Genomic DNA, 19,948 nt, shown 5'->3' on the forward strand with positions numbered 1-19,948 from the left:
GTCCCCGCCCCGTGCCCGGCCGGGGCGCGCCTACTGGGCGGTCGCGGACTGCTGGAACATCGTCCGCCGCACCCTCACCCGCTACCGCCGCAAGCCCTCCCACCTCGTCTGGCAGCTGGGCTTCCCGATCGTCTCCGTCCTGCTGTACGGCTACGTCTTCGGCGGCGCGATGCGGCCGCCCGGAGGCGGCGGGGGCGCGGCCGCGGAGTACCGGGAGTACCTGATGCCCGGCATGTTCGTGACGACGATGGCCTTCGGCTTCATGAACACCGCGACGGCCGTCGTGACGGACGTGCAGAAAGGCGTCACCGACCGGTTCCGCTCCATGCCGACGGCCCCGTCCGCGGTGGTCACGGGCCGCGGGGTGACCGACCTGCTGGTCGCCTGCGCGGAGTTGGCCGTCCTCGCCGCGGCGGCGCTCGCGACGGGCTGGCGCGCGGAGGGCGGGGCGGCGGCGACGGCCGGGGCCTTCGCCCTCCTGCTGTGGCTGCGCCTCGCCCTCGTCTGGCCGGGGGTGTGGCTGGGGCTGCGGCTGCCGGGCGCGGAGGCGGCCGGTTCGCTGTTCGCCGTGGCGTTCCCGCTGACGATGATCTCCAGCGTCTTCGTCCCGCCGTCGACGATGCCGGACTGGCTGGGCACCGTCGCCGCGTGGAACCCGATCTCCTCGACCGCGTCGGCGGCCCGCGAGCTGTTCGGCGACGAGGTGGCGTCGGACGGCAGCTGGGTCCAGGAACACGCCCTGCTGATGGCGGTGGTGTGGCCGCTGGCGATCACGGCGGTCTGCCTGCCTCCGGCCGTGCGCCGCTTCCGGAACCTCGGGGCGTAGGGCGCTCCTTGACCTCGACCGCGGTCGAGGTTCTACGGTCGCGGTGACCGGAGCACGGGTGGAAACGGGTGGGGGGCGGCCTCATGGAGTACTCGCACGACGACGCGGAGCTGGTGAACCAGCCGATCGGCTACTGGACGTGGGCCGCGAACTGCACCGGCGCGCCGCCGAGACGCAGCGCGCCGGCCGGGTCCGCGTGCACGGGGGCGTCAGTGACGAGGAGTACCTGACGGCGCTGAAGGTCCTCCAGCGCATGATCGTGAACGCGGGCGGGGATCTGCCCCGGGGAGCCTGAGGGGCGGGGGAAGGGCGGGGGGACGGCCCGGCCGTCCGGACGGCCGGGCCGTCCCCCCGCGACCGGCCCCCGGCCGGTCGGGCTGCTGCTCGACCGGCCGCCGGGCCGACCACCGGGCGGGGTCCCGGGGCCCCGCCCGGTCCGAGCCGGTCGTCGGGCCGGTCCCGGTCCCGGCCGGTCGGAGCGGCCGGGACCGGGGTCATCCGGAGGTCAGTTGCCGGGGCACTCCTTCCACGCCAGCCGGTAGATCGTCTGGATGTCCCCGTCGGTGGAGTCCATGGCGATGAAGCTGTTCGTCTTCGTCGTGTCGGACGTGCCCTTGTCGACCCGCAGCTCCGTGTTGATGTTGAAGTTGCGCTTCACGCCGCAGGGCGCCCAGACCAGCTGCGCCCAGTCGGTCCGGTCGTTGACCTGCCAGTTGTTGTCCAGCGGGCCGCGGAGGGAGTGGGCGCGCGCCGCGGTGTCCCGCGAGCCCTGGAAGTAGTACGACGCCCTCTGCGTCGCCGACGCGCCGCGCTCGAGATGGGCGTAGCCGCGGTAGTCGGCGTTGGCCACGGCGTACGTGAAGCCGTGCGGGACGTGGACGATCAGGCTGAGCTGGCAGTTCTTGCGGAAGTCCGTCGGCTTGGCGCCGACGCCGACCTGTGCCAGGTAGTCGCTGTACGTGACGGTGAAGGCCGTGTTGTCGGGGGCGACGGCGACGGCGGCCGTACCGGCGGGGCAGCCTGAACCGTTGACCGTCGCGACCTCGATGGCGATCTTGTCGGGCGGCGAGACGATGCCGGTGCCGGCGGCGCCGGCCGACTGGGGCGCGAGGAGCGTCGACCCGACGAGCGCGGCGGTCGCACCGCCGGTCATCAGCGCGCGGGCCGCGGTCCTTGTGGATCGTGATCCGGACATGGGAACTCCGTTCGGTTGCCGTTACGAGGCAGGGGGTTCAACCGATGTCATGGCCATGACAAGTATTCAAACGGTCGGGCCACCGTGACCCGCTCCGTCCGAATGGTGGGATCGTAGGGATGTCCAAGAGCCGGAGATAGGGCGAGTTTCAGCCGTCTACGCCGCGGGGCCCGGCGCCGCCGTGTCCTGGGACACGGCGGCGCCGGGCCCCGCGGCGGATCCGCGGACGCCCTACAACCTGCCGACGACGTGGTCGACGCACGCCGTCAGCGCCTCGACGTCCGCCGGGTCGACCGCCGGGAACATGGCGACGCGCAGCTGGTTGCGGCCCAGCTTCCGGTACGGCTCGGTGTCCACGACGCCGTTGGCGCGCAGCACCGCGGCGACCGCGGCGGCGTCGACCTGCTCGGAGAAGTCGATCGTGCCGATGACCTGCGAGCGCTTGGCCGGGTCGGTGACGAACGGGGTGGCGTGTTCGGACGCCTCCGCCCAGCCGTACAGCACCCGGGCGGAGGCCGCCGTGCGGCGGACCGCCCAGTCGAGGCCGCCCCGGCCGTTGATCCACTTCAGCTGCTCGTTGAGCAGGAAGAGCGTGGCGAGCGCCGGGGTGTTGTACGTCTGGTTCTTGAGGGAGTTGTCGATCGCGGTCGGCAGCGAGAAGAACTCCGGGACGTGGCGGCCCGAGGCGTGGACGCGGGCGGCCCGCTCCAGTGCGGCCGGGGAGAACACGCCGATCCACAGGCCGCCGTCGGCGGCGAAGGACTTCTGCGGGGCGAAGTAGTACACGTCGGTCTCGGCGATGTCGACCGGCAGGCCGCCCGCGCCGGACGTGGCGTCCACCAGGACCAGCGCGCCCTCGTCGGCGCCCTCGACGCGCCGGAGGGGCGCGGCGACGCCGGTGGAGGTCTCGTTGTGCGTGAGCGCGTACACGTCGACGCCCGCCTCGGCCCGCGGCTCCGGGTGCGTGCCCGGATCCGAGGAGATGACGGTCGGTTCCCCGAGCCACGGCGCCCGCGCGGCGGCCCCGGCGAACTTGGACGAGAACTCCCCGAAGGAGAGGTGCTGCGACCGGGACTCGATCAGGCCGTGCGTCGCGATGTCCCAGAAGGCGGTGGAGCCTCCGTTGCCGAGGACGACCTCGTATCCGTCGGGCGGGGAGAACAGCGCGCGCAGCCCGTCGCGCACCTCGCCGACCAGGTTCCTGACGGGGGCCTGGCGGTGGGAGGTGCCGAGCAGGGAGGTGCCGGTGGCGGCCAGGGCGTCCAGCGCCTCCGTGCGCACCTTCGAGGGGCCCGCGCCGAAACGGCCGTCGGCGGGCTTGATGTCATCGGGAATCCGGATCTCAGCCACGCGCCGAGCCTATCCGCCGGGACCGGCCCGCCACCTTCGTCGTCCGCCGTCTGAGACGCGCCCGCGCGCCCGCCGCCCCACACGTCCCGCGAGCCCCTGGACGCCCCTCACGCCACTCGTCCCGCTCGCCCGGCCCCCGTGCCCCGCACGCCTCGGGGACCTGACGTACCCCGGGGGTTCCGCGGGCTCGCAGGGGCGGTGCGGCCCGGGTCTCCCGCGCGACTCGGGGCCCGGCACGGCCCGGGTGTTCCGCGTGACCCACGGGCTCCGCACGGCCCGTGCGCTCCGTACGCTTCACGCGCCCCCGTCCGACGCGGTCCCGTGCGCTCCGCACGGCCCTGCACGCCCCCGCACCCCGCGCGCCTCCCGCACCCCGCGCACCCCACACCGCGCGCGGCGGGGCCCGGTGGGCCCGGTACGGCCGGTCCGGCGGGCGCGGGGCCGCGCCCGGTACCCGGCGGAGGCCCGGCGGACGTCCCGGCGAAACTCCCCGCGGAGGTCCGGCGGAGGCGCGGCCGACCCGTCCACGCGCCCGGCGCACGGCGGCCGTACCGCCCCCGGGGCCGGGCACCCCGCCGTGGCCGCGGGCGAAGTCCGCTGCTTACCGTGGGAACCGACCCCGTGGCGGAACGACCCCCTCCGGGGGTGGCCGGGCCGCGCACGACGTACGCGCACGAAGAGGAGGTTCCGGTGGACGACGCCCATACCGCAGACACGTCGGCGGTCACCCTCCCCGAGACGAACGCCGCCCGCCCGGCCGGCCGGGCGGCGGCTCCCGCCCGCACGGTCGCCGGGCCGGTCGCCCTGGTGGTGGGCGGCGCGCTGTCCGTGCAGTTCGGCGCGGCCATCGCCGTTCTGCTCATCCCGCGCGCGGGCGCCCTCGGCGTGGTGACGCTGCGGCTGGCGCTCGCCGCGCTGGTCCTGCTCGTGGCGTGCCGCCCCGGGGTGCGCGGCTACAGCCGGTCCGACTGGGGGACCGTCGTGGCGTTCGGCACCGCGATGGCCGTCATGAACATCAGCTTCTACCAGGCCATCGAGCGCATCCCGCTCGGCGCGGCCGTCACCCTGGAGGTCCTCGGCCCCCTCGCGCTGTCGGTCGTCGCGTCCCGGCGGGCCGTGAGCCTGCTGTGGGCGGGGTTCGCCCTGGCGGGCGTGGTGCTGCTGAACGGCGGCGGCTTCGACCGGCTGGATCCGGTCGGCGCGGGCTTCGCGCTCGCGGCGGGCACGATGTGGGCGGCGTACATCGTGTTCAGCGCCCGCACCGGGCGGCGCTTCCCGCAGGCCGACGGCCTCGCGCTGGCCATGGCGGTGGGCGCGGTGCTCAGCCTTCCCCTGGGTGTCGCGCAGACCGGGGCGGGACTGGTCGTGCCGTCGACGCTGGCGCTGGGACTGGCGGTGGCGGTGCTGTCGTCGGTGCTGCCCTACACGCTGGAGCTGATCGCGCTGCGGCGGCTTCCGGCGGGGACGTTCGCGGTGCTGATGAGCCTGGAGCCGGCGGTGGCGGCACTGGCCGGGCTGCTGGTGCTGCGGCAGGCCCTGTCGGGGACGGACGCGGCGGCCATCGCCCTGGTGATAGCGGCGAGCATCGGCGCGGTCCGCTCCCGCACCGCCCGCTAGCCGCGGACGCCCCGGGGGACGGCGCCCCGCCGGCACGCGCCGGGTCCCGCGTGGGGGGTCACACCGCCCACGCGGGGTCCCGCCGTTCCAGGAAGGCCGCCATGCCCTCGCGGGCCTCCGCCGAGGCGAAGAGCGACGCCGAACGCTGGACGAGGTCCTCCGCGTCCCGCTCGAAGGACTCCAGCACCCGGGCCGTCACCAGCCGCTTCGACGCGGCCAGACCCCGCGGCGACCCCTTCCGCAGGGCGTCGAGCAGCGGTGCGAGCGCCTCGTCCGCGTCCGGCGCGGCGGTCGTCACCAGCCCGATCCGCGCCGCCTCCGCCGCGCCGAAGCACTCGCCGGTCAGGTAGTACCGGGCCGCCGCCCGCTGGTCGAGGCGCGGCAGCAGCGTCAGCGACACGAGCGCGGGCGCCGCCCCGACGCGCACCTCCGTCAGGGCGAAGTCCGACTCCTCCGACGCCACCACCAGGTCGCACGCCGCCACCAGCCCCACACCGCCCGCCCGCACCCGCCCCGCCACCCGAGCCACGACGGGTTTGGGCAGTTCCACGACCCGCCGCAGCAGCGTCACGAAGGCGTACGGGCTCGGCGGGGCCTTCAGGTCGGCGCCGGTGCTGAAGTCGGAGCCGGTGTGGGTGAGCACCACCGCCCGTACCGCCGGGTCCTTCGCGCAGTCGTCCAGCGCCTCCGTCAACTCCGCGACCAGCCGGGCGGAGAGGGCGTTGCGGGAGTCGGGGGCGTTCAGGGTGAGCGTGGCGACGGCGCGGTCGCGGGCGGTGGTGACCAGGGACATGGGGCTCGCCTCCGATGGGGTCGGTCCGGCGGAGTGGTCCGGCGGAGTCGGTCGGTACGACGCGGTGGTCACGGGGACCGGCGCGGGACGTAGTTCGAAATCATTTCCCGACTCACCGCCGCTATGCGGGCCGCCCCGGCGGGGGCCGTGCGGTGCGCCGCTCCCCGGGGACGGTGCGGGGCGCCCCGGGCCACCGCGCACCCACGGCACACGCCCACGCGCCCACCGCCCCGCCCGCAGTCCGGCGACCCCACGCCCCGGCGCCCCGGCGAACGCCGGGTCGGCGTCGGATCACCGGCCGGGCGGGCGGGGCGTGCCCGCCGGACGGACGGCACCGCGGGTTCGGGCGGTACGGCGGCGCCCGGACCGGCCGACCGGGGCGGGACGCGACGGGGGGTCCACCCGGTCCGGCCTCTCCGGCCTCTCCGGCCTCTCCGGCCTCTCCGGCCTCTCCGGCCTCTCCGGCCTCTCCGGCCTCTCCGGCCTCTCCGGCCTCTCCGGCCTCTCCGGCCTCTCCGGCCTCTCCGGCCTCACCGGGCGGCCGATGCGGCCGGACCGGCTGATCCGGCCGGGCGGGACCGCGACGGCCCCGCCCGCCCGGCCGGGGATCAGGAGACGATGTCCTCGTGGCCGGCGATCTCGCGGGGGTCGCGGGGACCCGGGCCGATGTAGCGGGCCGACGGGCGGACCAGGCGGCCCGTGCGCTTCTGCTCCAGGATGTGGGCCGACCAGCCGGCGGTGCGGGCGCAGGTGAACATGGATGTGAACATGTGCGCCGGGACCTCCGCGAAGTCCAGGACGATCGCCGCCCAGAACTCCACGTTCGTCGCCAGGACCCGGTCCGGGCGGCGGTTGTGCAGCTCCTCCAGGGCGGCCCTCTCCAGGGCCTCCGCCACCTCGAAGCGCGGCGCGGCCAGCTCGCGGGCCGTGCGGCGCAGGACCCGGGCGCGCGGGTCCTCGGCGCGGTACACGCGGTGGCCGAAACCCATCAGCCGCTCGCCCCCGTCCAGGGCGCGCTTCACGTACGCGACGGCGTCACCGGTCCGCTCGATCTCCTCGATCATGCCGAGCACCCGCGACGGCGCGCCGCCGTGCAGCGGCCCCGACATGGCGCCGACCGCGCCGGACAGCGCCGCCGCCACGTCCGCGCCGGTCGACGCGATCACGCGCGCGGTGAACGTCGAGGCGTTCATGCCGTGCTCGGCGGCCGACGTCCAGTACGCGTCGACGGCCTTCACGTGCTTCGGGTCCGGCTCGCCGCGCCAGCGGATCATGAACCGCTCGACCACCGACTGCGCCTTGTCGATCTCGCGCTGCGGCACCATCGGCAGCCCTTGCCCGCGCGCGCTCTGCGCCACGTACGACAGTGCCATGACCGCCGCCCGCGCCAGGTCGTCGCGGGCCTGTTCCTCGCCGATGTCGAGCAGCGGCCTCAGCCCCCAGACGGGGGCGAGCATCGCCAGCGCGGACTGCACGTCCACGCGGACGTCGCCGGAGTGGATCGGGATCGGGAAGGGCTCGGCCGGGGGCAGGCCGGGGTTGAACGCGCCGTCGACGAGCAGGCCCCACACGTTCCCGAAGGACACGTGGCCCACCAGGTCCTCGATGTCGACGCCCCGGTACCGGAGGGCGCCGCCCTCCTTGTCCGGTTCGGCGATCTCCGTCTCGAACGCGACGACTCCCTCGAGCCCGGGTACGAAGTCGGACATCTGGCGGCTCCTCGTGGTGGCGTGTGCGGGGAGGGAACGAACAGGTGACCCAGCCGTCGAGTCTGTCGGGTCCCCCCGAAGCGGGGAAGCGTGACATCGGGCACAGTGCGCCGTTCGACCGGGCGGGGCCGGGGCCGCGGCGTGCGGGGCGGACTGGGAAGGCCGCAGCGCCCTGGTGCAGGATGGACGCCGTGACCGACGCCCTCCACCCAGCCGTGGACCCCGCCCTCGACCCGGCGCCCATGCGCGAGCAGTACCACACCCGCGAGCTCGCGGAGCGCGACCTGGCCGCGCACCCCATGGAGCAGTTCGCGCGCTGGTTCGCGGACGCGGCGTCCCGCGGCGACGTCCACGAGCCGAACGCCATGGTCGTGGCGACGGCCACCCCCGACGGCCGCCCCTCGGCGCGCACCGTGCTGCTGAAGCACTTCGACGCGCGCGGCTTCGTCTTCTTCACCAACTACGACTCCCGCAAGGGTGCCGAACTGACCGCCAACCCGTACGCCTCGCTCCTCTTCCCCTGGCACCCGATCGCCCGCCAGGTCGTCGTCACCGGCTCGGTCGCGCGCGTCGGCCGCGACGAGACGGCCGCGTACTTCCGCACCCGCCCGCACGGCTCCCAGCTCGGTGCCTGGGCCAGCGCGCAGTCGTCCGTCATCGGCTCCCGCGCCGAGCTGCTCGCCCGGTACGAGGAGCTGGCGGCCCGCTACCCGCAGGACGAGCGGGTGCCCGTACCGCCGCACTGGGGCGGGTTCCTGGTCGCGCCGGAGACCGTCGAGTTCTGGCAGGGGCACGAGAACCGGCTCCACGACCGGCTCCGGTACGTGCGGCGGCCGGAGTCGGAGGGCGACGGCGTGGGCTGGCGGGTGGAGCGGCTCGCGCCGTAGCGCCCCGGGCGCTTCCCCCTCCGGGCGTCCCCGGCCGCCGGCCTCTCCAGGCGCCTTCGAGCCCCTACGGGTCCCCCGGGCCCCCGGGTCTCCGGACCCCTGGGTCTACGGGCCCCCGGGTCCCTGGGTCCCCCGGGTCTCCGGGTCCCCCGGGGTACGAGAAAGCCCGCGGGCTCTGCTCCCTCCTCCGGTGAGGAGAGGAGGGGTCGGCCGGATGTGCCGACGAGCCCGCGGGCCGGTGACTGCTCGGTGTACGGCAGGGGGCCTGCCGCCGTGTGACGGCAGGCCTCAGCCCGCAGTCACCTCACGCATCCGAAAAGAAACCACTTCCGGATCACCTCCCTTCTCGTGTGCTCCCACGCTAGGAACCCGTCCCGCGGCGTTCAACCGAATTTCCCGAACCCCGTGTGCCCTGCGTCACGTTCCAGTTGAATGGCCGGGCGCGTCGCGAGGGCACGCGCGTACACGTCCTGTGAGGGGTGCCGGGATGAGCGCGTCCGGGAGCGGAACGGCGCGGGCCGACGGCGACCTGCTCGGTGCGCTGCTGGAGGGGATGGACGCCGCGCTGTGCGCGTTCGACGCGGACGGCGTGGTCACCCACTGGAATCCCGGCGCCGAACGGGTCCTCGGCTGGTCCGCCGCCGAGGCCGTCGGCCGTCGCGGCCTCGGCGGATGGGCCGCGCGGCCCGCGGACGCCGCCGCGATCGAGGCCCGGCTGGCGGCCGCGGCGGACGGCCCCGGTCGCGTCGTCCACGAGTTCGCGCTGCTCCGCAAGGACGGCGGCCGGGTCCTCGTCCGCGCCCAGACGTGCGGCGTCCCGGGCGTGGACGGGCGCCCGGCCGGGACGTACTGCGCCTTCCACGAGGTCCACGCGCAGCTGGGCTTCGAGCGCTCGGTCGCGCTCGGCGAGGCCCTGTTCGGGGAGGCGCCGTACGGGCTCGTCGTCGTCGACGCCGACCTGCGCCCCGCCGTCGTGAACGCCCGGGCCGCCCGGGCGTTCGGCGTCCCCCGCGCGGACCTGCTCGGCCGGCCCCTCGGCGACCTCCTGGCCCAGGGCGCCGACCGGCTGGAGGCGGCCCTGGAGCACGTGCTGGCGGAGGGCGACCCCCGCTCGTCGGCCGAGTTGTGGGCGACGGCCCGCACCCCGGAGGGGGAGCGGCGGCGCTGCTGGCGCGGCGCCTTCCTGCGGCTCTCGTCACCGCTGTCGCGGAAGCCCGCGCCACTGGGCGTGGCCTGGCTGTTCGAGGACGTCACCGAGGCGCGGCTCGCCGAGCAGAACGCGGACCGGCTGCGGTTCCGGGCCAGCCAGCTGCACCGGGCCGGTACCGCCGCGGCCGAGTGCGAGGACCCGGCGGAGGCGGCGATCGTGTACCTCGACTTCGCGCTCGCCGGGTTCGCCGACGACGCCCTGCTCGACCTGGTCCGCGACGACGGCAAGCGGCTCGTGCGGGTCGCGGCCACGCCCGTCCGGGCGCCCGGTCCGGTGGGGTTCGCCGCGGGCGCGGGGTTCCCCGTGCCCTACGCCCCCGGGCACCCGGCGCTGCGTGCGCTGGACCGGGCGGGCACGGTGCGGGCCGGCACCCGGCCCCCGGAGGGCGGGCCCGGGTGGCCGGCGGAGCGCCACTGGCCGGCCGGCACGGCCCACGCCCTGTGCGCGGCGCTGCGCAGCCGGGGGCGGACCCTGGGTGTGGTGACGTTCCTCCGCTCGTCGGGCCGCCCGTCCTTCGAACGCGCGGACGTCGCGTACGCGGAGAGCGTCGCCGTACGGGTCGCGGCCTCCCTGGACCTGGCGGGGCCGGTGGGGTGAGGCCCCGCCCGCGCGTGCGCCGGGCGGGAGGACCCGCCGTCCGGCGCCGGCCGCGGCCGGCGCGGACTACCGGCGGTAGAAGATCCGGTCCGCGTGCTCCGCCATCACGCGGTCGTTCCACTCGCGGCCCCCGTCGACGTTGGCGGAGCGCAGCAGCGGGGGCTCGATGCCGCGGCGCACCAGTTCCCCGGCCGCCGCGGCCACGACGGCCTGCATGAGCGCCCCGGCCACGAGGGTGGAGGCGGGTGCGAACGGCGCCCCGACGCCCTCGTGCGCGAGCTCCGCGTCCCCGACGGCGACCTTGGAGTCGAGGACGATGTCGCAGTGGTCCCTGAGGAAGGTCCCCGAGGCGTTTCGGGGGCGGGTCCCCTCCGCGTACGCCGCGGACGTGACGCCGACGACCTTCAGGCCCCGCTCGCGGGCGCCGGCGGCCATCTCGACGGGCAGGGCGTTGCGCCCGGACAGCGAGACGACCACCAGCAGGTCCCCGGCGCGCGCGGGCGACGAGTCGAGGACCGCGGCGGCGAGGCCCGCCACATGCTCCAGGGCGGAGCCGAGCGTCACGGGCGTCACGTCGACGCCGGCCGCGCCGGGGACGGCGAGCAGGTTCATCAGGGCGAGGCCGCCCGCCCGGTACACGACGTCCTGCGCGGGCAGCGACGAGTGGCCGGCGCCGAAGGCGAAGAGGCGGCCGCCGGCCGCGACCGTGTCGGCGACGGCGGCTCCCGCGGCGGCGATGGGCGCGGCCTCCTCGTCCCGGACCCGCCGGAGCAGGCCGATCGCGGCGTCGAGGAACCGATCGGCCAGCGTGTCGTCGTCCATCGGCACGGCCTTCCTGTCGGGTGTCGCGGATCACGGTGCTGTCCGGTCCGCCCCCTGTCAACGCGGTGGTCGGCCCCGCCCTCCGGGACGGCACGGCGGCCCACGGGATGCGCAACAATTGAGCGGGGGCCGCGCACACTGGAAGTCACGCATCGAGGGGCACGTATGTCCGGACTGATCGACACCACGGAGATGTATCTCCGCACCATCCTCGAGCTGGAGGAGGAGAGCGTGGTGCCCATGCGCGCCCGTATCGCGGAGCGGCTCGACCAGAGTGGTCCCACGGTCAGCCAGACGGTCGCCCGGATGGAGCGCGACGGACTGGTGACCGTCGCCGGGGACCGCCACCTGGAGCTGACGGAGGAGGGCCGCCGGCTCGCCACGCGCGTGATGCGCAAGCACCGGCTCGCGGAGTGTCTCCTGGTGGACGTGATCGGCCTGGAGTGGGAGCAGGTCCACGCCGAGGCGTGCCGCTGGGAGCACGTGATGAGCGAGGCCGTCGAACGCCGCGTCCTGGAGCTGCTGCGCCATCCGACGGAGTCGCCGTACGGGAACCCGATCCCGGGCCTGGAGGAGCTGGGCGAGCAGGCGGAGGCCGACCCGTTCCCCGACGAGGAGATGGTGGCCCTGTCCGAGCTGGACGCGGGCGCGGAGGGCAAGACCGTGGTGGTGCGCCGGATCGGCGAGCCCATCCAGACGGACGCCCAGCTGATGCACACGCTGCGGCGCGCCGGCGTGCAGCCCGGCTCCGTGGTGAGCGTCACCGACTCGCCCGGCGGCGTGCTGGTCGGCAGCGGCGGCGAGGCCGCCGAACTCGGCGCCGACGTGGCGTCGCACGTCTTCGTCGCCAAGCGCTGAGGGTGCCCGGCCCCCCCCTCCCGGCCCGCCCCCTCCCGGCCGGGCGGCGCCCTGCCGGCCGGCGCCCGGCGTCCGCGCCGTACGGAGCGATCCCGCGCGGGACGGCGCCGGCGGGCCCCGCGTGTGCCGGCCCGGGCGCCGGGGCGGGGCCCGCCGCCGAGGGGCCGTCGGTGCGCGGTCCGCCGTCCGTGCCGGGAGAGGACCGTGCGGTGCGCGGTCCGCCGTCCGCCCCCGAAGGGCCTCGTGAGGTGTCCGTCCGCCGTCCGCTCCGGGAGGCGCCCGCACACGGAGAAGGTCCCGGCGCCTCGTGGCACCGGGACCCGGCCTCCCCTTATCACCGACCCGGAGCCCCGAGCTCTCAGGGTCGATCCCGTCGGACCTTTTTCCCCGAGTGGTCCGCCTCCCGCTGAAGATCTCCCCCCGGTAGAGCCTCTCAATCCTTGAGCGGGGTCACTCGAACGAGCGGTGTTGCCGCCCGCGTTCCTGTTCTCGAATGCACGTTCGATACTCTGATCGGGGTCGTCCGACACGACAGGTCGTCCGACGTGACAGAAGGGGGAGCCGGGGCACATGGCGCGACGCATCGATCTGGCCGGAGCCGACGGCGTGCACCTCGCCGCCTGGGAGTTCACCGATCCGTCCGGGGGACCGGAGGGGGACGGCACCGCCTCCGCGAGGAGGGTCCTGCTCCTGCACGGCCTGATGGGCCGGGCCTCCCACTGGGCGGACACGGCGCGCCGGCTCTCCGGCCGGTACCGGGTCGTCGCCCTGGACCAGCGGGGGCACGGCCACAGCGGCGAGCCGGCCGGGCCCCACACGCGCGAGGCGTACGTGGCGGACGCCGCCGTCGCGGTCGAACGGCTCGGACCGGCGCCGGTCACCCTGGTCGGGCACGGTATGGGCGCCCTGACGGCCTGGCAGCTGGCCGCCGAGCGGCCGGAGCTGGTCGACGCCCTGGTCGTCGCCGAGATGCGGGCCTCCGCGCTGGGCGCGGCCTCGCAGCGGGAGTGGGAGGAGTGGTTCCGCACCTGGCCGCTCCCCTTCGCGACCCTGGCCGACGTGCGGAGGTGGTTCGGCGAGGACGACCCGCGGCTGGAGCGGCCGAACCCCGCACGGGGCGCGTTCTTCGCGGAGGTGATGCGCGAGGCGCCCGACGGGTGGCGGCCGGTGTTCTCGCCGGAGCGGATGCTCGCGGCCCGCTCGACCTGGGTGCACGACGCGCACTGGGACACGCTGGCGCAGGTCCGGTGCCCGACGCTGGTGGTGCGCGGCCTCGACGGCGAGCTGGGCCGCGCGGAGGCGCACGAGATGGTCCGCGTGCTGCCCCGGGGCCGGTACGCGGAGGTCCCCGACGCGGGCCACCACCTCCACTACGACCAGCCCGGGGCCTGGTGCGAGACCCTCCGGGCCTTCCTCGCCGAGACCGCCTGACCCCGCGGCCCCGCCCACCCCCCGCACCCGGCCGTACCGCCGCCCGGGTGCGGGGGGAGGGCTCCCCGCACCCGGCCCGGGGACGGTCAGGCCTTGCTGACGGCCGCCAGGATCTCCGGGAGCCTGCGGAACATGCGGCCCGCCGCCAGGTGCAGGCCGCCCCACGTCAGCAGCGCCCCCCACACCGCGCCCAGCGGCAGCAGCACCCACGGCCCGGTGGACGCCGCGCGGGTCCACACCGCCGCCGCGATCAGCGGGGTGCACAGCACCGCCGACAGCAGCATCCCGCCCAGCATCGACGCCCAGGCCAGCCCGCCCTGCCCCGGCGCCGCGCCCTTGTACGCGCTGTCCTGGGGGATGGAGTACGGGAAGGACGCCGACGCCCAGGCGCCCACCCCCAGCATCGCGCCCAGCAGCCCGTACGACAGGCCCAGGCCCTCCGCCAGCACCTCCCAGTCGCCGAGCACCGCGACGGTCACCACCGTCACCACCGTCACGTACGGCAGCGTCACCAGCAGCAGCGCCAGCACCCGCGCCCGCAGCTCCGCGTAGGCGTCCCGCTTCGACGACACGGTCGTCGCGACGATCCAGAACGCCGAGGTGTCCTGCCCGAACTGGTTGTACATCAGCGTCCCCAGCAGGCCCGCCGCGAAGCACGCCCAGTACACCGAGCCGGTGCCCTGCAGGGCGTTGAACACCGGGACGATCAGTCCCAGCGCGAGCGACGTCACCCAGCCGGACTTGGCCTTCGGGTCCCGCCAGGCGTACCGCAGCGCCCGCTGCACCACCGCGCCCGTGCGCCCCTCCGGCAGCAGCCGGGTCCAGCCGGTCCGGGAGCCGCCCCGGACCGCGTCCGCGCCCGTCGCCGTCGCCGCCGCGACCGTCGAACCGTCCGGCGCCGTCATCAGCCGCGTCAGGCTCCGCCGCCACCACAGCAGCAGCGCCACCAGCGCCGCGGCCGACAGCAGCAGTTGCGCCGCGGCCGTCCCGTACGCGCCGCGACCGGCCGCGTCGACCGCGCCGACCGCCGAGGCCGGCGGCACCCACCGCGCCAGGTCCGCGGCCGGTTCCAGCCGCGCCAGCCCGCCCGCCCGGCCGAGCCGCTGCGCGCCGAAGTTCACGACCTGGATGCCGATCGCCACGACCAGGCCGCTCAGCAGCGCCAGGTCCCGCCCCTTGCGGGACGTCAGCAACCGGATGTTGGCCGCCGCGACCGCACGGGCCAGCGCCAGGCACACCAGCAGCGCCAGCGGCACCGCCACCACCGCCACGGCCACCGCGAACGCCCCGTGTGCCACGGAGACACCCGCCCCCAGCACCAGGCACAGCGTGAACAGCGGGCCGATGCCCACCAGCGACGCCACCAGCAGCGCCCACACCAGAGGCCCCGCCCGCAGCGGCAGCATCACCAGCCGCGTCGGGTCCAGCGTCTCGTCCCCGCTGGGGAAGAACAGCGGCACCACCGCCCAGCCGAGCGCCGTCAACCCGGTCAGCAGCACCGCCACCGTGGCCGCCTGCGCGTGCCCCCGCAGCAGCACCAGGCCGAGCAGCTGGCCGGCCGCGAACAGCAGGGAGAGGACGGCCGACACGACGAAGACGGCCGTACGGCCCGACGACTGCCGCAGCCCGTTGCGCAGCAGCGACAGCTTGATCCGCACGAAGACGGCCGTCAGCGCCCCCGTGCCCGCGGAGCCGACCGCACCCGGGCCCGGGGTGCCCGGCCCGTCCGCGCCCGGGACGTTCGCCGTACCCGGCCCGTGCGTCATCGGGCACCCCCCAGCCAGTCCAGGGACGCGCCCGCGTCGCGGTCCTGCGCGCCGACCAGCTCCAGGAACGCCCGCTGCAGCGTCGGCGCGCCACCGCGGACCTCCGCCAGCGAGCCGCACGCGCGGATCCGTCCGGCGGCCATCACCGCGACCCAGTCGCAGAGGGACTCCACCAGCTCCATCACGTGGCTGGAGAACACCACCGTCGCGCCGGACGCCGTGTACCGCTCCAGCACGCCCCGGATCGTCTGCGCCGAAACAGGGTCGACGCCCTCGAACGGCTCGTCGAGGAAGAGCACCTCGGGGTTGTGCAGCAGCGCCGCCGCGAGGCCGATCTTCTTCCGCATGCCGGTCGAGTAGTCGATGACCAGCTTGTGCTGGGACCCCGCCAGGTCCAGCACGTCGAGCAGCTGCGTCGCCCGCTTGTCGACCTCCGCGCCGGGCAGGCCGCGCAACCTTCCCGTGTACGCCAGGAGTTCGCGCCCCGACAGCCGCTCGAACAGCCGCAGCCCCTCCGGCAGCACGCCGATGCGGGCCTTCACCGCGGCCGGGTCCCGCCACACGTCGTGCCCGGCGACCTCGACGCGTCCCCCGTCGGGGCGGAGCAGCCCGGTCACCATCGACAGCGTCGTCGTCTTGCCCGCGCCGTTCGGGCCGACCAGACCGACGAACCTGCCCGCGGGCAGGACCAGGTCCACCCCCGCGACCGCGACCTGCTCGCCGAAGCGCTTCCACAGCCCCTCCACACGGACGGCGGGCGCCGCCTCCGGGGTTCCGCCCGCCCCGCCGACTTCCCGGTCCCGCTCCGGCACGGTCACCGCCGCCTTCCACCACCCCGTCGATCACGTGTACGGGCACAGCCTACGAACCCGCAGGGGGGACGGGGTTCCCGCCACGCCCGGCGGCACCGGGAGCAGGAACGGGGCCGGGGCCGGGGCGCGGGCCGGCACCGGGACCGGGGTGCCGGGGTGCCGGGAGAACCGCGGGCACCGGAGGCCCCGCCCGGACCGGGCGCCGGGAGGGCCGCGGAGGCCGGAGCCCCGCGGGAGCCGGAAGGACCCGGTTCTCGGAGGCCCGGGTGCCCGGGTGCCCGGGGACCCGGGGCCGGACACCGGAGAGGAGAGGGGGTGGTCAGCGACGTCCCGTCGCCGCGTCCCGGCCGCACGCGTAGGCCAGTGCGCCGATCAGCTCCTCCACGCCCGGCAGCCACCGGTTGGCGGGGGTCGGGTGGCGCACCCACTGCACCGCGCCCTGCCCGGCGACCCGTGACGGCGGCGCCACCACGTACCCGCCCCGGCCCTTGGCGACCAGGTCGATGCCCGACGGCGACCAGCCCAGCCCGCGGATCAGGCCCGCGGCCCTCGCGGCGGCCCCGGGCAGCACGAAGAACGCCATCCGCCGGTCCGGTCCGCAGCTCACCGGGCCGAGCGGCACGCCCGTCCGCTCCATCCGCGTCAGCGCCAGGAAGCCCGCCGACTCCGGCACGTCCAGCACGTCGAACGTGCGGCCCGTCGGCAGCAGGACCGACGCCTCCGGGTGCCCGTCCCACAACCGGCGCACCGACGCCGGGCCGCCGGTGGCCCGGGCCTCCCAGTCCTCGTGCAACGGGTGCGCCCCCGGCGACGCGCAGGCCGAGTCCCCGCACGAGCAGAGCTCCCGGCCGCCGACCACCTCCGGCCACGTGCCGGGGAACACGTCCCAGTGCCGCTCCACCGCGTACCGCACGGCGCTGTCCCGCGGCGGCCCGCCGCGCCGCCCGGGGACGCGCGCGGCCTCCCCGGCTCCCATGGTCTCTTCCACGGTCGGCACAACCGTCCTCCCCACGGGTGGTTACGGGATGCGGAGGTGGACGCCGCCGTGCACCGGCCCGGCACGCGGGGCGCACGGGTGCACGCCCGGGGGCGCGCACGGGCGGTGTCGGCCGCGGGCGGGTAGGCAGGCCCGAGGAGCCGCCTCGCGGGTCCCGACGGGGGACGTCGCGGTACTCCCCGGACACACGTCGCACAAGGCGGCGACCTTAGATGATCTGGTATGACAGCGCCGAGTTCCGCATTCTCCGGACATCAGCTGGGCAGTGATCGGGGCGTTTCACCGCCACCGGTACCACAGGGGGTAGTCATGGCAGCGAGGCCGCTCGTCACCCGTCAGCCGAACGAACGGCTGCAGGCGCTCATCCAGGAGGCGGGGTGCTCCAACGCCGGGCTCGCCCGCCGGGTCAACATGGTCGGTTCGGAGCGCGGGCTCGACCTGCGGTACGACAAGACGTCGGTGGCGCGCTGGCTGCGCGGGCAGCAGCCCCGGGGCCGTGCCCCGGGCGTCATCGCCGAGGCGCTCGGGCGCAAGCTGGGCCGCACGGTCACGGTCGACGAGATCGGGATGGCGAGCGGCAGGAACCCGGCGAGCGGGGTGGGACTGCTGTTCTCGCCGACCGTGGCGGGCGCCGTCGAGCAGGTCTGCGAGCTGTGGCGCGGCGACGCGAGCCGGCGGGAGCTGCCGACCGGCCCGGCCGCGGGCGCCTCCGCGCTCGTGGAGCCCAGCAGGGACTGGCTGATCACCGCCCCCGACGCCCGGGTGGCGCGGAGCACGGGCTCCCGGGTCGGCCCGGCGGACGTGCGCGCCGTGCGCGAGACGACGCAGGCGCTGATCGACCTCGACCACCGGTTCGGCGGCGGGTACGTGCGCCCCGTGGTGGTCCACTACCTGAACGGCGTCGTGTCGGGGATGCTCTGCGGCTCGTACCGGGACCCGGTGGGGCGGCAGCTCTTCGCGGCGGCGGCGCGGCTGACGGAACTGGCCGGGTACATGGCGGTCGACACCGGCCGGTCGGGGCTCGCGCAGCGGTACTACATCCAGGCGCTGAGGCTCGCGCAGGCCGCGGGCGACCGGGCTTACGGCGGCTACGTGCTGGCCGCGTCGATGAGCCACCTGGCGGAGCGGCTCGGCAACCCGCGTGAGATCGCCCAGTTGGCGCGCGTCGCGCAGGAGGGCTCCCGCGGGCACGTCACCCCGCGCACGGAGGCGATGTTCCTGGCGGCCGAGGCGCGGGGCCACGCCCGGCTCGGGGACGTGCGCGCCTGCCGGGACGCGGCGGGCCGGGCCGTCGCCGCGCTGGACCGGTCCGACCCGGACACGGGCGACGACCCGGAGTGGATCGCCCACTTCGACCACGCGTACCTCGCCGACGAACTGGCCCACTGCCACCGGGACCTGGACCAGGGGCGGGCGGCGGAGCGGGCGGCGGCGGAGGCGCTGGAGGGGCATCCGGCGACGCGGGTGCGGCGGCGGGCGATCGGCCTCGCCCTGCTGGCGGCGGCCCAGGTGCAGCAGCGGGAGGTCGAGCAGGCCTGCCACACCGCGGCGCGGGCGGCCGAACTCCTGGGCACGCTGCGGTCGTCGCGCGGCGCGGAGTACCTGGACGACCTCCGGACGCGGCTGGAGCCGTTCCGGGACGAGCCCGCGGTACGGGAGGTCGCGGCGCGGCTGGCACCCCGGGCGGCGTAACGGCCGCACCCGTGTGCGGGGACGGCGGTGCACCCGGTAGCGTGAGCCGACGCTTCCGTAGGTTCACACGTAGGAGTCCCGGTGACGCAGAGCGGACACGGCCAGGAGGGCCAGTCGTGGGGCCAGGCCCCTGGCCAACCCTGGGGACCGCCGCCCCCGCAGGCCGTGCCGGGAGAGGACCACGCCACGCAGTACCTGCGGCCGGTTCCGCCGGCCCCGGAGCCCCCGCAGGCCGCGCCGGGGGAGGACCACGCCACGCAGTACCTGCGGCCGGTTCCGCCGGCGCCGCCGTCCCCGCAGCAGGGGCGGCCGCCCGCGGAGAGCCCGGCGGAGTCGACCCGGTTCCTGGGCACCGGTTTCGGCGCGCAGCAGCACGGGCAGCCCCGGTCGCCGTACCCGCAGCACCCGCAGGCGTACCCGCCGCAGGGGCGGCGACCGTCCCACCCGCAGCCCCACCCCGCGCACTCGGCCCCCTGGCCGGACTCGGACGCGGAGGCCACCCAGTACCTCCCGCCCGTACCGGGGCAGGGCGGGCCCCCGGCGGAGTTCGACAACCTGTTCCGCGACGACACGGCGGGCGCCACCCGGCAGATGCCCCGCATCGAGCCGTCCGCCCCGCAGCCGGCCCACGGCCACCGGCCGCACCAGCCCCGGGGCCTCCGGCTGCCCCCGCCGTACGCGGAGCCGCACGACCGCGACGACCGCGACGACCGCGGCCGCCGTGAAGAGCCCGGGCGCCGCCGCTCCTCGAAGCTGCCGCTCGTCGCCGCGGTGGTCGTCGGGTGCGCCGTGGTGGGCCTCGGCGCGGGCGCCCTGATGGGCGGCGGCGAGGAGGCGCCCGAGGAGGACGGCAAGGCCGGCGCGGTCGCCGCCTCGTCCCCCGCGCCGGTCCGGACGTCGGCCTCCGCGCCGGCCCCGGACCCGGTGAGGGAGCAGGCGGAGGAGCTCGACAAGCTGCTCGCGGACAGTAACGACAGCCGCGACGCGGTGATCGGCTCCGTCGAGAACATCAAGAAGTGCCGGAACCTGGACAAGGCCGCCGCCGACCTGCGGGAGGCCGCCGGCCAGCGGCGGGAACTGGTGAACCGGCTGGGGCGGATCGAGATCGACAGGCTGCCGGACCACGCGGAGCTGTCGTCGTCGCTCACCCGGGCGTGGCAGGCGTCCGCCACCGCCGACGACCACTACGCGGCCTGGGCCCAGCAGGTCAAGAACCCGAAGAACTGCAAGGGCGGCCGGGCCCGCCACACAGCCAGCACCGCGCGGGCGGCCGTGGCCAGCGGGGAGGCGACCGGCGCGAAGCGTCAGGCCGCACGTCTCTGGAACGGCATCGCCGAGACGTACGGCCTGACCAGGCGGCAGCCCACCCAGCTGTAGGGGCGGGCC

17 protein-coding genes are annotated in these 19,948 nt (G+C 76.2%); 9 read left to right on the top strand and 8 right to left on the bottom strand.

What is annotated here, in order from left to right:
* Positions 1-58: 58 nt before the first annotated feature.
* Positions 59-826 carry an ABC transporter permease gene (locus LUW75_RS14250; RefSeq protein ID WP_250337670.1) on the top strand — a complete coding sequence of 256 codons (768 nt, stop codon included), beginning with the start codon at positions 59-61 and terminating at the stop codon, positions 824-826.
* Between the two features lie 139 nt (positions 827-965).
* The gene (locus LUW75_RS14255; RefSeq protein ID WP_250335944.1) at positions 966-1,121 is read left to right on the top strand and encodes a hypothetical protein; all 156 of its coding nucleotides are present in this window, start codon (positions 966-968) and stop codon (positions 1,119-1,121) included.
* 210 nt (positions 1,122-1,331) lie between these two features.
* On the opposite strand, the gene LUW75_RS14260 is transcribed toward LUW75_RS14255, so the two are convergent.
* Together LUW75_RS14260 and serC are read right to left on the bottom strand one after the other, a co-directional pair.
* Positions 1,332-2,021: a DUF4360 domain-containing protein gene (locus LUW75_RS14260; protein ID WP_250335945.1), complete on the bottom strand. Its 690-nt coding sequence runs from the start codon at positions 2,019-2,021 to the stop codon at positions 1,332-1,334.
* 231 nt (positions 2,022-2,252) lie between these two features.
* Positions 2,253-3,371 carry a phosphoserine transaminase gene (serC, locus tag LUW75_RS14265; protein WP_250335946.1) on the bottom strand — a complete coding sequence of 373 codons (1,119 nt, stop codon included), beginning with the start codon at positions 3,369-3,371 and terminating at the stop codon, positions 2,253-2,255.
* Positions 3,372-4,061: 690 nt separating this feature from the next.
* Between serC and LUW75_RS14270 the strand changes: the two genes are divergently transcribed.
* A complete protein-coding gene (locus LUW75_RS14270; protein ID WP_250335947.1) occupies positions 4,062-4,988 on the top strand; it encodes an EamA family transporter in 927 nt (308 codons plus the stop codon).
* Positions 4,989-5,046: 58 nt separating this feature from the next.
* Here LUW75_RS14270 and LUW75_RS14275 read toward each other — a convergent pair whose 3' ends face one another.
* Together LUW75_RS14275 and LUW75_RS14280 are read right to left on the bottom strand one after the other, a co-directional pair.
* Positions 5,047-5,781, bottom strand: coding sequence for an enoyl-CoA hydratase family protein (locus LUW75_RS14275; protein ID WP_250335948.1), 735 nt, complete (start codon positions 5,779-5,781; stop codon positions 5,047-5,049).
* A 608-nt stretch (positions 5,782-6,389) separates the two neighbouring features.
* Entirely contained in the window at positions 6,390-7,490 is a 1,101-nt protein-coding gene (locus tag LUW75_RS14280) for a citrate synthase 2 (RefSeq protein ID WP_250335949.1), read from the bottom strand.
* 242 nt (positions 7,491-7,732) lie between these two features.
* On the opposite strand from LUW75_RS14280, the gene pdxH reads away from it, so the two are divergent.
* Both pdxH and LUW75_RS14290 read left to right on the top strand, forming a co-directional pair.
* Entirely contained in the window at positions 7,733-8,377 is a 645-nt protein-coding gene (gene pdxH / locus LUW75_RS14285) for a pyridoxamine 5'-phosphate oxidase (RefSeq protein ID WP_462933794.1), read from the top strand.
* A 487-nt stretch (positions 8,378-8,864) separates the two neighbouring features.
* A complete protein-coding gene (locus tag LUW75_RS14290; RefSeq protein ID WP_250335951.1) occupies positions 8,865-10,184 on the top strand; it encodes a PAS domain-containing protein in 1,320 nt (439 codons plus the stop codon).
* A 66-nt stretch (positions 10,185-10,250) separates the two neighbouring features.
* Here LUW75_RS14290 and LUW75_RS14295 read toward each other — a convergent pair whose 3' ends face one another.
* A complete protein-coding gene (locus LUW75_RS14295) occupies positions 10,251-11,006 on the bottom strand; it encodes an SIS domain-containing protein (RefSeq protein ID WP_250335952.1) in 756 nt (251 codons plus the stop codon).
* A gap of 165 nt (positions 11,007-11,171) precedes the next feature.
* Here LUW75_RS14295 and LUW75_RS14300 point away from each other — a divergent pair, with 165 nt between their 5' ends.
* Positions 11,172-11,864, top strand: a complete 693-nt coding sequence (locus LUW75_RS14300) for a metal-dependent transcriptional regulator (RefSeq protein WP_250335953.1) — start codon at positions 11,172-11,174, stop codon at positions 11,862-11,864.
* A gap of 570 nt (positions 11,865-12,434) precedes the next feature.
* Positions 12,435-13,295, top strand: a complete 861-nt coding sequence (locus tag LUW75_RS14305; RefSeq protein WP_250335954.1) for an alpha/beta fold hydrolase — start codon at positions 12,435-12,437, stop codon at positions 13,293-13,295.
* 86 nt (positions 13,296-13,381) lie between these two features.
* Here LUW75_RS14305 and LUW75_RS14310 read toward each other — a convergent pair whose 3' ends face one another.
* The 3 genes from LUW75_RS14310 to LUW75_RS14320 form a co-directional block, all read right to left on the bottom strand.
* Positions 13,382-15,061, bottom strand: coding sequence for a transporter (locus LUW75_RS14310; protein ID WP_250335955.1), 1,680 nt, complete (start codon positions 15,059-15,061; stop codon positions 13,382-13,384).
* Positions 15,058-15,879: an ABC transporter ATP-binding protein gene (locus tag LUW75_RS14315; RefSeq protein WP_462933736.1), complete on the bottom strand. Its 822-nt coding sequence runs from the start codon at positions 15,877-15,879 to the stop codon at positions 15,058-15,060. The genes LUW75_RS14310 and LUW75_RS14315 overlap by 4 nt, the downstream gene beginning before the upstream one ends.
* A 313-nt stretch (positions 15,880-16,192) precedes the next feature.
* The gene (locus tag LUW75_RS14320) at positions 16,193-16,870 is read right to left on the bottom strand and encodes a bifunctional DNA primase/polymerase (RefSeq protein ID WP_250335956.1); all 678 of its coding nucleotides are present in this window, start codon (positions 16,868-16,870) and stop codon (positions 16,193-16,195) included.
* A 309-nt stretch (positions 16,871-17,179) separates the two neighbouring features.
* On the opposite strand from LUW75_RS14320, the gene LUW75_RS14325 reads away from it, so the two are divergent.
* A complete protein-coding gene (locus LUW75_RS14325; RefSeq protein WP_250335957.1) occupies positions 17,180-18,562 on the top strand; it encodes a transcriptional regulator in 1,383 nt (460 codons plus the stop codon).
* 81 nt (positions 18,563-18,643) lie between these two features.
* On the top strand, positions 18,644-19,939 hold the full coding sequence (locus LUW75_RS14330) for a hypothetical protein (RefSeq protein WP_250335958.1): 1,296 nt from the start codon (positions 18,644-18,646) through the stop codon (positions 19,937-19,939).
* Positions 19,940-19,948: the final 9 nt, after the last annotated feature.

Origin of the sequence: Streptomyces sp. MRC013, assembly GCF_023614235.1 — a bacterium.
Lineage (GTDB): Bacteria > Actinomycetota > Actinomycetes > Streptomycetales > Streptomycetaceae > Streptomyces.

Bases quoted from the DNA above. Each gene is read 5' to 3' on its own strand.
- pdxH (WP_462933794.1), top strand. From the start codon at position 7,733: ATGCGCGAGCAGTACCACACCCGCGAGCTCGCGGAGCGCGACCTGGCC.
- LUW75_RS14295 (WP_250335952.1), bottom strand. From the start codon at position 11,006: ATGGACGACGACACGCTGGCCGATCGGTTCCTCGACGCCGCGATCGGC.
- LUW75_RS14290 (WP_250335951.1), top strand. From the start codon at position 8,865: ATGAGCGCGTCCGGGAGCGGAACGGCGCGGGCCGACGGCGACCTGCTC.
- LUW75_RS14325 (WP_250335957.1), top strand. From the start codon at position 17,180: ATGGCAGCGAGGCCGCTCGTCACCCGTCAGCCGAACGAACGGCTGCAG.
- LUW75_RS14305 (WP_250335954.1), top strand. From the start codon at position 12,435: ATGGCGCGACGCATCGATCTGGCCGGAGCCGACGGCGTGCACCTCGCC.
- LUW75_RS14300 (WP_250335953.1), top strand. From the start codon at position 11,172: ATGTCCGGACTGATCGACACCACGGAGATGTATCTCCGCACCATCCTC.
- LUW75_RS14280 (WP_250335949.1), bottom strand. From the start codon at position 7,490: ATGTCCGACTTCGTACCCGGGCTCGAGGGAGTCGTCGCGTTCGAGACG.
- LUW75_RS14310 (WP_250335955.1), bottom strand. From the start codon at position 15,061: ATGACGCACGGGCCGGGTACGGCGAACGTCCCGGGCGCGGACGGGCCG.
- LUW75_RS14275 (WP_250335948.1), bottom strand. From the start codon at position 5,781: ATGTCCCTGGTCACCACCGCCCGCGACCGCGCCGTCGCCACGCTCACC.
- LUW75_RS14260 (WP_250335945.1), bottom strand. From the start codon at position 2,021: ATGTCCGGATCACGATCCACAAGGACCGCGGCCCGCGCGCTGATGACC.